This is a genomic window from Ramlibacter montanisoli, assembly GCF_013087525.1.
In the GTDB taxonomy this organism is placed as follows: domain Bacteria; phylum Pseudomonadota; class Gammaproteobacteria; order Burkholderiales; family Burkholderiaceae_C; genus Ramlibacter; species Ramlibacter montanisoli.
Map to the genome: position 1 here is coordinate 3382388 of NZ_JABFCS010000001.1, position 12428 is coordinate 3394815.

8 protein-coding genes are annotated in these 12428 nt (G+C 69.3%); 2 read left to right on the top strand and 6 right to left on the bottom strand.

The genetic code is table 11. From position 1 onward, the window contains the following. Nucleotides 1-18: 18 nt before the first annotated feature. The 6 genes from HK415_RS16745 to HK415_RS16770 all read right to left on the bottom strand — a co-directional run bounded on the left by HK415_RS16745 (nucleotide 19) and on the right by HK415_RS16770 (nucleotide 10101). Nucleotides 19-6198: a hybrid sensor histidine kinase/response regulator gene (locus HK415_RS16745; protein WP_171561230.1), complete on the bottom strand. Its 6180-nt coding sequence runs from the start codon at nucleotides 6196-6198 to the stop codon at nucleotides 19-21. Between the two features lie 61 nt (nucleotides 6199-6259). Continuing rightward, nucleotides 6260-8512, bottom strand: a complete 2253-nt coding sequence (locus HK415_RS16750) for a methyl-accepting chemotaxis protein (protein ID WP_171561232.1) — start codon at nucleotides 8510-8512, stop codon at nucleotides 6260-6262. A gap of 21 nt (nucleotides 8513-8533) precedes the next feature. Next, nucleotides 8534-9064 carry a chemotaxis protein CheW gene (locus HK415_RS16755; protein ID WP_171561235.1) on the bottom strand — a complete coding sequence of 177 codons (531 nt, stop codon included), beginning with the start codon at nucleotides 9062-9064 and terminating at the stop codon, nucleotides 8534-8536. Between the two features lie 26 nt (nucleotides 9065-9090). After that, nucleotides 9091-9456: a response regulator transcription factor gene (locus tag HK415_RS16760; RefSeq protein WP_171561237.1), complete on the bottom strand. Its 366-nt coding sequence runs from the start codon at nucleotides 9454-9456 to the stop codon at nucleotides 9091-9093. A 12-nt stretch (nucleotides 9457-9468) separates the two neighbouring features. Then, on the bottom strand, nucleotides 9469-9849 hold the full coding sequence (locus HK415_RS16765; protein ID WP_171561239.1) for a response regulator: 381 nt from the start codon (nucleotides 9847-9849) through the stop codon (nucleotides 9469-9471). Nucleotides 9850-9927: 78 nt separating this feature from the next. After that, entirely contained in the window at nucleotides 9928-10101 is a 174-nt protein-coding gene (locus tag HK415_RS16770; RefSeq protein ID WP_171561242.1) for a rubredoxin, read from the bottom strand. A gap of 92 nt (nucleotides 10102-10193) precedes the next feature. Between HK415_RS16770 and thiD the strand changes: the two genes are divergently transcribed. After that, nucleotides 10194-11123: a bifunctional hydroxymethylpyrimidine kinase/phosphomethylpyrimidine kinase gene (thiD, locus tag HK415_RS16775; RefSeq protein WP_171561244.1), complete on the top strand. Its 930-nt coding sequence runs from the start codon at nucleotides 10194-10196 to the stop codon at nucleotides 11121-11123. After that, nucleotides 11107-12411 (top strand): glutamate-1-semialdehyde 2,1-aminomutase, encoded by a 1305-nt coding sequence (gene hemL / locus HK415_RS16780; RefSeq protein WP_171561246.1) that lies wholly within the window; start codon nucleotides 11107-11109, stop codon nucleotides 12409-12411. The genes thiD and hemL overlap by 17 nt, the downstream gene beginning before the upstream one ends. The last annotated feature ends 17 nt before the right edge of the window (nucleotides 12412-12428 follow it).

A 12428-nucleotide genomic window follows, 5' to 3' on the forward strand; every position in this document is an offset into this window, starting at 1 on the left:
TTTCGCAGGCAACGCCGCTTACGCCGCCACCGCCTGCGTGCAGTAATGCTTCACCAGGCTCATCAGCTCCTCTTCCGAGTAGGGCTTGCCCAGGTAGTGGTTCACGCCCAGCTCCTTGGCGTGCTCGCGGTGCTTCTCGGCGATGCGCGAGGTGATCATCACGATCGGCAGGTGCGCCAGGCGCGCGTCGCCGCGGATGTTGCGGGCCAGGTCGAAGCCGTCCATGCGGGGCATCTCGATGTCCGACAGCACCACCGAAGGCAGTTCCTCGGCCAGCCGCTCCAGGGCCTGCAGGCCGTCGGCGGCCAGCGCCACGCGGTAGCCTTCGCGCGTCAGCAGGCGCTGCGTCACGCGCCGCACCGTGATCGAGTCGTCCACCACCAGCACCAGCGGCACCGCGGGCGCCGCGGGAACCGGGGCCGAGGGCGTGATGACGCGCACCGCGCCTTCGCCCAGCACGTCGGGGCTCGCGTGGTCCGCGCCGAGCGCGCGGGCCTGCGCGCCGTACACCTGCGCCAGCGCCACCGGGTTGTAGATCAGCACCACGGCGCCGGAGGCCAGCACCGTCATGCCGGCGAGGCCCGGCAGGCGCGACATCTGCGGCCCCAGGTTCTTCACCACCACTTCCTGGTTGCCCAGCACTTCGTCCACGTGCACCGCGACGCGCTGCGCCGCGGAGCGGAAGATCACGACCGGCAGCGTCTTGGTCTGCGGCTCGTTGCTGCGCGGGGAGGACTGCAGCAGCGCGCCCGACCAGAAGAAGGGCAGCTGCTCGCCGGCGAACTCGAAGGTGCCGGCGTTGTAGGCCTGCTGGACTTCCTTCTGGCTGCCGCGGCGCACCAGTTCCACCAGGTTGGCCGGCACGCCGACGGCGAGCTTGCCCGAGCGCACCATCACGACCTGCGTGACGGCGGTGGTCAGCGGCAGCACCAGCTTGAAGCTCGTCCCGCGGCCCTGCTGCGTGGTGGTCTCGATGCGGCCGCCCAGCGCGTTGACCTCGGCGCGGACCACGTCCATGCCGATGCCGCGGCCGGCCAGCTCGGTCACCTGCTGCGCGGTGGAGAAACCGGGCAGGAAGATCAGGTTGGCGGCGTCGCCCTCGGTCAGCTGCTGCTGCGGCGTGATCAGGCCCTGCTGGATCGCCTTCTCGCGGATGCGCACGATGTCGAGGCCGGCGCCGTCGTCCTGGAATTCCACCGAGACGTCGTTGCCTTCCTGTTTCACCACGATGGTGATGGTGCCGTTGGCGTCCTTGCCCGCGGCGGCGCGCCGGTCCGGCGTTTCGACGCCGTGGGCCACGCAGTTGCGCAGCAGGTGCTCGAAGGCCGGCGTCATGCGGTCCAGCACGCCGCGGTCCATTTCGATCGAGCCGCCGACGATGTCCAGCTTCACCTGCTTGGCGCTTTCCTTGGCCGCCAGGCGCACCACGCGGTACAGGCGGTCGGAGATGCCTTCGAACTCCACCATGCGCGTGCGCAGCAGGTCGCGCTGCAGCTCGCGGGTCTGGCGGGCCTGTGCGATCAGGTCGTCCTCGGTCGCTTCCACCACGCGGTGGATGTTGCGCTGCACGGTCGCCACGTCGTTCACCGATTCGGCCATCAGCCGCGTCAGTTCCTGCACGCGCGTGAAGCGGTCGAATTCCAGAGGGTCGAAGCCCGCTGCGGTGTCCTTGGCCTGCGCCATGCGCGACTGCATCTGCGACTCGGCCTGCACCTCGATCTCGCGCAGCTGCGAACGCAGGCGGTCCAGGTTGCCGGTGAGGTCGCCGAGCGAGCCGCGCAGTTGCTTGAGTTCGGATTCCAGCCGCGAGCGGGTGATCATCACCTCGCCGGCCTGGCTGACCAGGCGGTCCAGCAACTGCGAGCGCACGCGCACCGCCTGGTTGGCGGACTGGCGCGCGGTGGTGACGCTGGTCTGCACCGGCATCGCGATCGCGGTGCGCGTGGGCATGGCGGGCGCGGACGCCGCCACGTGCACCGTGGGCACGGCCTGCGGCTGCTGCACCGCCGCCTGTTCCTGCACGCGGATCGGCTCGACCGGCCTGGCGGGCGCGGGCTGCGCCGCCGGCGCCTTGGCCTGCACGGGCGCAGCGGACGGTGCCGGCGCGGCCACCGGCGCTTCCGCCGGGGCGAAGCCGCCGGTGGCCCGCAGCGTGTCGAAGCGGCCTTGCATGCTGTCGAAGCGTTGCAGCAGGGCCTCGATGTCGGCGACGTGGATGTCGTCGTGGCCGAGGTATTCCACCTCGGACTCCATGCGGTGCGCCAGTTCGCCCAGCTGCAGCGCGCCGGCCAGGCGGGCGCTGCCCTTGAGCGTGTGCAGCGCGCGCAGCACCTGGTCGCGCGGCTCGCGCTGGCCCGGGTGGTTGGCCCAGGCGCGCAGCGCGCCGCCCAGGGCCGGCATCAGTTCCGCGGCCTCTTCCTCGAAGATCGGGAACAGGTCGGGGTCGATCGCGTCGACCACGTCGAGTTCTTCCTCGTGGTCCACCTTCACCAGCGAGGCGCGCTGCGCGGCCGGCTGCACCAGCGTGGCGGGCCGGGCGATCGGTGTCTGCGCCACCGGCCGGGCCGGTGCCGGCGCGGGCCTGGCGGAGAAGTCGAGGTCGGCGAAGCCGGAGATCGAGATCTCCTCCGGCGTGTCGGCGCGCGGCTCGCCCTCGGCGTCCTTCAGCGCATGCAGTTCCTGCAGCAGGCGCGCATCGGGTTCCTTCAGGAAACCGGCGGCGAACTGGTGCAGCAGGCGGCGCACTTCCTCGGCGGCGCCGGTGAAGGTGCGGGCGTGCTGCGGCGTGCCGTTGGCCAGCGATTGCGTGTGCTGCAGCGCGCCTTCCAGCGCGCGGGCGATGTCGGACAGCGCCTGGAAGCCCACGGTGGCGGAGCTGCCGGCCAGCGCATGGGCCCAGCCCACGGTGGAATCGGGCACGCGCTGGTTCATCTCCAGCGCCCACTCGCTGACCTCGGTGGCCAGGCGGCGCGACCACTCGTCCGCCTCGTTCAGGTACACGTTGTACAGCGGGATGCCGATGCGCAGCGTGCCGATCACCTTGACCTGCTCGTCGCGCGCCGGCGCGGCGTCGACGGGCTCGGTCGCCGCGGCGGGCTTGAGCGCTTTCGCGGGGGCGGCGGGCTGCGGGTCGATCTCGAAGGTGAAGTCGTCCAGCGATGCCATCGGCATCTCCGGCATCGCGGCCCTCGCGCCCGCGGCGGCGGGGCCGGCCACGGCGGACAGGCTGGAGAAGTCGATGCCGGCGATCTCCACCGGCGCTTCGGGCAAGCCGGCCTGCGGCGGGATCGGGGCGTCGAGGTCCATCCGGGGCAGGATGGCCGTGTTCCCCAGGTGCTCCTCCAGTTCCCCGTCCAGCGCGAAAGCGGCGGGGACCTGGGACGGCGGGCGCACGTTGGGCACCTCGCCCTTGGGCAGGACGCTGGTGTTGCCGAAGGCGGCGAATTCGGACGGCAGCTCGTCGAGGCTGATTTCGGCGGCTTCGGTGGCGGCGGCGCGTTCGAGCTCGGGCTCGGCGAGCGGCGCTTCCAGGTCGAGTTCGAAGACCGGCAGGTCGGCCGCCGGCGCAGCGGCAGGCGCTTCCAGGTCGAGCGTGAAGGCGGCGTCCGGTGCATCGAGCTCGAGCGCCGGTGCATCGAGTTCGAGCGCCGGCGCTTCCGCCGGAGCCCCCAGCGTGATCTCTTCCACCGGACCTTCGCCGGTGTCCAGCGCCATCAGCGTGGACAGGATGGCGGCGTCCTGCGCCGGCGCTTCCAGCACCGGTGCGGCCTCTTCGGTGGCGGCGGGGGCGGCCTCGGCAGGCAGCGCGATCGCCACCAGGCGCTGTTCCGTGCGCATGGCTTCGGCCGGGCCGCGGAAGATCGAGGCCTTCCACGCCATGTCGGTGCCGGCGGCGATGTCGGCGATCCAGCGGCCGAAGCCGTTCAAGGCTTCGGTCGACAGCGCGCGCAGGTCGTCGCTGGCGGGCTTCTGGTCGGCCAGCCAGGTGTTGAGCACCTGCTCGAGCGACCAAGCCGCCTCGCCGAACTCGTTCAGCTTCACCATGCGGGAGCTGCCCTTGAGCGTGTGGAAGGCGCGGCGCAGCGTGGTCATCTCCGCCACGTCCTTGGGGTTCTCGGCCAGCGCCTGCAGGGCGTTCAGGCCGTTGCCCACCACTTCGCGCGCTTCCTCCAGGAAGATCTCGCGCAGTTCGTCGTCGCCGTCGTCGTCGTCCGCTGCAGCGGACGCAGCGGGGGCGGGAGCGGCCACCGGCTTGACCACTGGTGCCGCCGGCTTGGCCACCGGTGCACTCGCGGCGGCCGGGGCAGCGGGCGTGAGCTCCAGCGACGGCAATTCCAGGGCCGGCAGTTCCGGGGCGGCGGGCGCGGGCTTCGCCTGCGGCGCGGCCACCGGCGTGAATTCCATTGCGGCGACGGCCGCCTCGTTGCGCGGCACCGCGGGCACGTCCGCGCGGCCCATCAGCGGCTTGAGTTCGCCGTGCACATCGTCCCAGACGAACAGCTTCTTGGCCAGCGTCGGCTGGTAGTTCAGCATGTCGATCAGGAAACCGAGAGCGCCGAGGTTGACGCCCAGCTTGTCGAAGGTGCCGGCGGCGCGCGCCTTCTCTTCCTCGACTTCGGTGGTGATGATGTTCTCGACCGTCTCGCGCATGCGCATGACGGCCTGCGAGGCCTGGTCCAGGCCCAGCACCGACAGCACGCCGCGCATCTGCGCCAGGAAGCCCGGCGCGTCGCGCAGCGGGCCCTTGTCGGAAGGATTGCGGAAGAACTGGTCCAGCAGCTTTTCCAGCTCGCCCATGGTGCCGCGCAGTTCGCCGACCACGCTGCCCATGGTCTGCTTGTCGCTCACGCGCCGGTACAGGTCCTCGACCCAGTGCTCCAGCGGCTCGGGATGGCCGCCCTGCACCACCTTCTTCAGGCGTTCGGCCAGGCGCTGGGTGCGATCGGCCAGCTGCTGGTCGTTGGGATCCAGGTCCTGGAAGGCGGCTTCCAGGTACAGAACCGCGGTCGCGACTTCCATCCCGAGCTCGGCGCTCGGCGCCTTGTTGCCCTTGACGACGGACTCGATCGCCCCGGCCAGGGCCTGCGTGAGCGGCTGGCTGGCGGGGTAGAGCTTCACCAGCGTGTCGCACAGGGCGTTGAACTGGTCGCCCACGCCCTTGACCTTGTGCGCCTCGCCGCCCGACAGCGCGGACCAGGTCTCCTTGCAGGCGGCGATGCGCTTGCGCAGCTGCGACAGCAGCAGCGGGTCGAAGCGGCCGAAGGGGCTGGTGGCGTAGTCCACCGGCTTGAAGTTGGCGAGGCCGTAGCCCTGGCGCACCGCGACCAGCGCCGGCGCGGCGGCCGGATCCGCGGGCACCGCCTGCGCGCAGAAGAACACGAGGTCCTCGGCCAGCCGGTCGGAGACGCTCAGGTCGCCCTTGGCGAGCGAGGCGTACTGCAGCAGCACGCGCGAGGCGGCGCGCTTGACGTACACGTCGGCGGGCAGCAGGCCCAGCGCGATCGCCTCGAAGTAGCCGGCGGCCACCTTCCAGAACACGCGCGGTTCGCGCGCTTCCTGCGAGCCGGCCAGGCCCAGGCTCACCTGCGCGAGTTCCTTGCCGGCGCCAGCGTCGGCGGACTTGACGATGCGCAGCACGGACTGGTCCATGCGAGAGCGCACGGCGGGGTCGTAGGCGAGGGCCTGCGCGGGCACCGGCGCCTGGAAGTCGTTCCAGCGGAAGTCCAGGCCCCACAGGTCGGCGGGATGGATGCGGTCGGCGCCGGTGAGGTCCTGCACGTCCTTGTACTGGACGAACAGCGACAGCGGCGACACGTTCTTGCCGCCCAGCAGGGCCTCGAGGTATTCGGTCAGCGCGAAGCCGGCGCGTTCCACCTTGGCGGCGGCCGCCTCGGTGCACAGCTCGGGACGCTCGATGAACTTCTGCGCCGCCGCTTCCATGCTGCGCAGGATGCGCGCCGGCGCCGCCAGCCCCACCATCTCCAGCGCACCCACGGCCTGGTGCATGTGCTGGCGCGCGATGCGCAGGTGGCCGTTGTCGACGTTGGTGAGGTCCTCCCCGCGGGCCTGCGCGGCGTCGCGCACGAAGCGGCGCAGCGCGGACGAGGCGGACTCGAGGGACTTGCGCAGTTCGTCCAGCACCCAGGCCAATGGGCCCAGGTCGTTTTGCGCCAGATCGATTTCTTGGGCTGCTTGCATTGAGTGTTCCGTCTGCTGCGCGCTGCGTGGGGGCCTCGTGCCTGCTGCCCCCTCTCGTCCGTTACGCGATCTTGAACCGCGACACCGACTGGCGCAGTTCTTCGGCCATGCGGGTCAGTTCACGAACCTGCTGCGCCGTCGACCGGGTGCCTTCACCGGTCTGCTCGGTCACCGCGAAAATGTGCTGGATGTTGCCGGCCACCACGTTGGCCGATTCGGCTTCCTTGGAAGCGGAGTGCGAGATCTGCTCGATCAGCTCGGCGAGCCGGCGCGACACCTGGTCGATCTCGGTCAGCGCCGTACCCGCGTTGTCCGACAGCTTGGCCCCTTCCACCACGCCCTGCGTCGAGCGTTCCATGGCGGCCACGGCGTCCTGCGTGTCGGTCTGAATCGCCTTCACCAGCGCCGAGATCTGGCGCGTGGCGTCCGCGGAGCGTTCGGCCAGGCGCTGCACTTCCTCCGCCACCACCGAGAAGCCGCGTCCCGCTTCACCGGCCGACGCGGCCTGGATGGCGGCGTTCAGGGCCAGCACGTTCGTCTGTTCGGTAATGTCGGAAATCAGTTCGGTGATTTCGCCGATCTCCTGCGAGGACTCGCCCAGCCGCTTGATCCGCTTGGAGGTGTCCTGGATCTGGTCGCGGATGGCGTTCATGCCGCCGATGGCGTTCTGCACGGCCTGCAGGCCCGACTCGGCGGCCCTCAGGGATTGCCGCGCGACCTGCGCCGATTCCTGCGCCTGGCCGGCCACCGTGTTGATGCGGCCCGCCATGTCCAGCACCGACTGGCCGGTTTCGCGAATTTCGCGCAGCTGCTCGGTCGAGGCCGCCAGCAGTTCGGTCGAGGTGCTTTCCACCTGCGCCGTCGTCTGCGCCACCTTGGTGGCCGTGTTCTGCACGGCGCCCACCAGCTGGCGAAGTTCTTCCACCGTGTAGTTCACCGAGTCGGCGATGGCGCCGGTGATGTCCTCGGTCACGGTCGCTTCCTGCGTCAGGTCGCCTTCGGCCACCGACTGCAGTTCGTTCATCAGGCGAAGAATGGCGGCCTGGTTGGCGTCGTTCACGCGCTTGGCTTCCTGCTCCTGGCGCTCGGCTTCCTGGCGCTGCGATTCGGCGCGTTCCTGGCGCGAGCGCGAATCCTGCAGCTGCACGTAGGCGAGGCCGAAGGCGCAGGCGATGGCGAACAGGGCGGCGCCGCCGAGGAACAGCAGCGCGGTGAGGCCCAGGCCGGTCTGCGCGGACAGCTTGCCCTGCAGGTCTTCCAGCGAGCGGCGCAGCGGCTCGGAGTCGGCAATGATCGATGCCTGCGCTTCGCGCGCGGACACCAGGCCCTGCAGGTTGCCCAGGATGGCGCCTGCCTGCGTGCGGGTCTGTTCGTACAGCTTCAGCAGCGCGTCCAGGCGCTCACGGGTCTGTTCGTCCTTGGAGCCGGCCAGGCGCAGCTCCGGGCTGCCGTCCATGAGGCCCTGCGCGATCTCCTTGAAGGAGTTCAGGTCCTTGCCCAGCAGGAACACGGCCTCGGGCGACACGCCTTCCATGGTCAGGAATTCGTTGGCGGACTTGCCGATACGCTGCGTCAGCATCACCAGCTGGCCGGCGGCGGAGATCTCGGCCGGGTTGGCGTTCTGCTGCAGCTTGAGCGAGGACACCGTCTCGGCGATTTCCAGCAGGTCGGAAGACTGGCGGTTGATGGTGCGCAGGGCGGTGCCCACCTGCGTCAGGATCTTCTGCTGGTTCAGCACGGTCTGCGCGTTCTTCTCGGCGCGCTGCATCAGCGGGATGATCTTTTCCAGGTCGGCCTGCAGGTCCTGCGAGACCGGGGCCAGGCGCAGGTTGCTGTCGCCGGCCTGCAGGCCGCGCACGGTCTGCGCCAGCACCACGGCCGATTCCTTCACGTCCGGGAAGGCCTGCGGCGAACCGATCAGGGCCTGCGACACCGACTTGGCCAGGCGCTGCGACTGCATCAGCGAGTTACCGGTACCGGCCACCTGCTGCGCGACCTTGTCCGCCTGGTTCACCGCGAAGATGGCCACCGAGCCCAGCACCACCAGGGACAGGGACAGCAGCGTGAACAGCACCCGCTGGTGGGTCGCGGTGGTCCGCCGACCGAGCAGCGGTACCGAGATCAGCTCCGCCTGGTCCACTTCCTCGGTGACCGAGTCGTCGCCGATCGTGCTTTCGTTCTGCGTGCTGCCTGCCTCGATGCTGGCCGTGGACGGGTCCGGGGCACCGAGGCTGAGCTCCTGCGTCACCGAGGGATCGGCTTCGTCGGACGGCTTCTTGCCGAACAGGTTCTTCAGGGAAAAGGACGCGGACATGGTGGTGCCTTCGGGAGAGGTCTAAGCGCTGATGCTCAGGAATTGCGGTTGTTGCGACAGGGCCTGCAGGTTGATTTCCTGCCAGTACGCGCCGCTGGCATCGGTGTAGCCGCTGCCGAAGTAATCCGGCGCCCCCTCGGGGGCGTCGCTGGAGGACGTGAAGGCGTCCGTGTTGCGCAGGCCGGCGAGCCGGTCGATCAGCAGGGCGCAGTTGATTTCCAGCAGCTGGTTCAGCGCCACCAGGCGCGACTCCGCGCGGCCGGCATCGGAGCGTTGCGCCGGCGCGCGGCCGCTGACGAAGCTGGCCAGGTCGACCACGCCGTACAGGCCGCCGCGCAGGTTGGCGACGCCGAGGAACCAGTTCTGCGTGTAGGGCACCGCCTGCGGGGCGGCGTACGGGAAGATCTCGCCGGCCTGGCTGAGCGGGAACAGGTACTTGCTGCCGGCGGACTCCACGGCGAGCCAGCCCGCCTGCACACCCTCGGTGCGGGCGGCCTGGAGCCGGCTGGCCAGCCGGCTTTGCAGCTCGCGGAGGGCTTCGCGGTTGGCCATGGGAAGGTACTGCTAGCGGCCGCCGTTCAACCCAGGGCCTTGATCTTGGCCATGAGTTCGGCGGCATCGACCGGTTTGGTGATGTAGTCGCGTGCGCCCTGGCGCATGCCCCACACCCGGTCGGTTTCCTGGTTCTTGCTGGTGCACATGATGATCGGCACGTCGGCGTACAGCGGGTCGCGCGTGATGGCGCGCGTCAGCTGGAAGCCGTTCTGGCCGGGCATCACCACGTCCATCAGGATCAGGTCGGGCTTGTCCTCGCCGAGGCGGCGGAACGCGTCCTCCGCGCTCTCGGCGGTCTTGACGGAAAAGCCGTTCTTCTGCAGCAGGTCCGTCATGAACATCAGCTCGGTCTTGGAATCGTCGACAACGAGCACTTTGCGGATGGCCATGGCATCTCTCCTTTATTTCGCCGTGCCGAACTGCTGCACCGTCTGCAGCAGCTGGTCTTTCGTGAAGGGTTTGGTCAGGTAGTCCTGCGAGCCGACCATGCGGCCGCGGGCCTTGTCGAAGACGCCGTCCTTGGAGGACAGCATGACGACGGGAACCGACGAGAACTTGGCGTTGCGCTTGATGATCGCGCAGGTCTGGTAGCCGTCCAGGCGAGGCATCAGGATGTCGCAGAAGATCAGGTTGGGCTCGTAGTCGTTGACCTTGGACAGGGCGTCAAAGCCGTCCTCGGCCAGCATCACCTCGTGGCCGCCCTGCTTCAGGAAGATCTCCGCACTGCGCCGGATGGTGTTGCTGTCATCGATCACCAACACCTTCAATCCAGTGGTGCTCACTTGACGCGCTCCTCAACTTGTAACTTCTCAAGGTGCGGCATCCCTCGGAAGAGTCCCAACGCCGCGTTTTTTGTTGCTTCAGATCTGGACCATCTCGAAGTCTTCCTTGCGTGCCCCGCATTCGGGGCAGGTCCAGTTCATGGGCACTTGGTCCCAGGGTGTTCCCGGGGCGATTCCATGTTCCGGAGCGCCTGCGGATTCGTCATAAATCCACCCGCAAATCAGACACATCCAGGTTTTGCTTTCAGTCACAGCTTAAGGGGCCTTCGAATAGAATGCAACGATTCTATCTAGGCCGGTTGATTAAGCTCAGTCGAGGGCGCGCCAGGCAGATTCACCGGGCCATGACTAATTCCACACCTATCGAGACCCTCCCCGCCGAACCCGAAGGCGAGGACCAGGGACCCGCATGCGTGCTGGTGTTCAACGCGAGCGACCCGAGCGGCGCCGGCGGACTGGCCGCCGACATCACCGCGATCGCATCCGTGGGCGCACATCCGCTGCCCATCGTCACCGGCGCGTACGTGCGCGACACCGGCGAGGTGTTCGACCATTTCGCCTTCGACGAGGACGCGGTCTCCGAGCAGGCGCGCACGATCCTCGAGGACGTGCCGGTGCAGGTGATCAAGGTCGGCTTCGTCGGCAGTCCCGAGAACCTGAGCACCATCGCGGAGATCGCCGCGGACTATCCCGACGTGCCCGTGATCTCGTACGTGCCCTCGCTTTCGTGGTGGGACGAAGGCCCGACCGACCTGTACGAAGACGCCTTCCGCGAGCTGATGCTGCCCCAGACAACCGTGTTGGTAGGAAACCACAGCACGCTCTGGCGCTGGCTGTTGCCGGACTGGAACAACGAGCGCAGCCCCACCGCGCGCGACCTCGCCAAGGCCGCCTCGGAGATGGGCGTGCCCTACACGCTGGTGACCGGCGTGCCGCTGCCCGACCAGTTCGTCGAGAACGTGCTGGCCACGCCGCAGACGGTGCTGGCCAGCGAGAAGTTCGAGCGCTTCGACGCGGTGTTCGCCGGTGCCGGCGACACGCTGTCGGCGGCGCTCGCCGCCCTGGTCGCCGGTGGCGCCGACCTGGCGGCCGCGGCCAGCGAAGCGCTGGCCTACCTGGACCGCTGCCTCGACGGCGGCTTCCGCCCGGGCATGGGCCACGTCGTCCCCGACCGGATGTTCTGGGCGCAGCCCGCGGAAGCCGACGACGAGGACGGCGACGACAACGGCGCCCCACCTGCCTTCGACCTTCCCGCCCATGACACCAAACATTGACAAGAACCAGCAGCTGTTCGACCGCGCCCGCGCGCTGATCCCCGGCGGCGTGAACTCGCCCGTGCGCGCCTTCCGCGCCGTCGGCGGCACGCCCCGCTTCGTGCAGCGCGCGCAGGGCGCCTACTTCTGGGACGCCAACGGCCAGAAGTTCATCGACTACATCGGCTCCTGGGGTCCCATGATCCTGGGCCACGGCCACCCGCGCGTGCTGGAGGCGGTGCAGCAGGCGGTGCTGGAAGGCTTCTCCTACGGCGCGCCGACCGAGCGCGAGATCGAGCTGGCCGAGGAGATCGCCAGGCACGTGCCTTCGGTGGAGATGGTGCGCCTGGTCAGCTCCGGCACCGAAGCCGCGATGAGCGCGATCCGCCTGGCGCGCGGCGCCACCGGCCGCAGCCGCATCATCAAGTTCGAGGGCTGCTACCACGGCCACGCCGACGCGCTGCTGGTGAAGGCCGGCTCCGGCCTGGCCACCTTCGGCCACCCGACTTCCGCCGGCGTGCCGCCCGAGGTGGTGCAGCACACCATGGTGCTGGAGTACAACAACATCCAGCAGCTGGAAGAGGCCTTCGCCACGCACGGCAAGGAACTCGCCTGCGTGATCATCGAGGCGATCGCGGGCAACATGAACTTCGTGCGCGCCAGCGTGCCCTTCATGAAGCGCTGCCGCGAGCTGTGCACGCAACACGGCGCGCTGCTGGTGTTCGACGAGGTGATGACCGGCTTCCGCGTGGCGCTGGGCGGCGCGCAGAGCGTCTACGCGCGGCAGATTCCCGGTTTCGCGCCCGACATGACCGTCATGGGCAAGGTGATCGGCGGCGGCATGCCGCTGGCGGCCTTCGGCGGCCCGCGCGCGCTGATGGAACGGCTGGCTCCGCTGGGCCCGGTGTACCAGGCCGGCACCTTGTCCGGCAACCCGGTGGCGACGGCCTGCGGCCTGGCCACGCTCAAGGAAATCGCGCGTCCCGAGTTCTTCCCGGCGCTGGCGAAGAAGACGCAGTCGCTGGTCGAGGGCCTGAAGTCCGCGGCGTCCGAAGCGGGCCTGCCCTTCGCGGCCGATTGCGAGGGCGGCATGTTCGGCTTCTTCCTGCTGCCGCAGCTGCCGCAGAACTATCCGGCGGTGATGAAGAGCGACGCCCCGAAGTTCGGCAAGCTGTTCCACGGCCTGCTCGATCGCGGCGTGTACATCGCGCCGGCGCTGTACGAGGCAGGCTTCGTGAGCTGGGCGCACACCGATGCGGACATCGCGCAGACGTTGCAGGCGGCGCGGGAAGTGTTCAAGGCGCTGTGACGCGCCAGGCGTCGGGG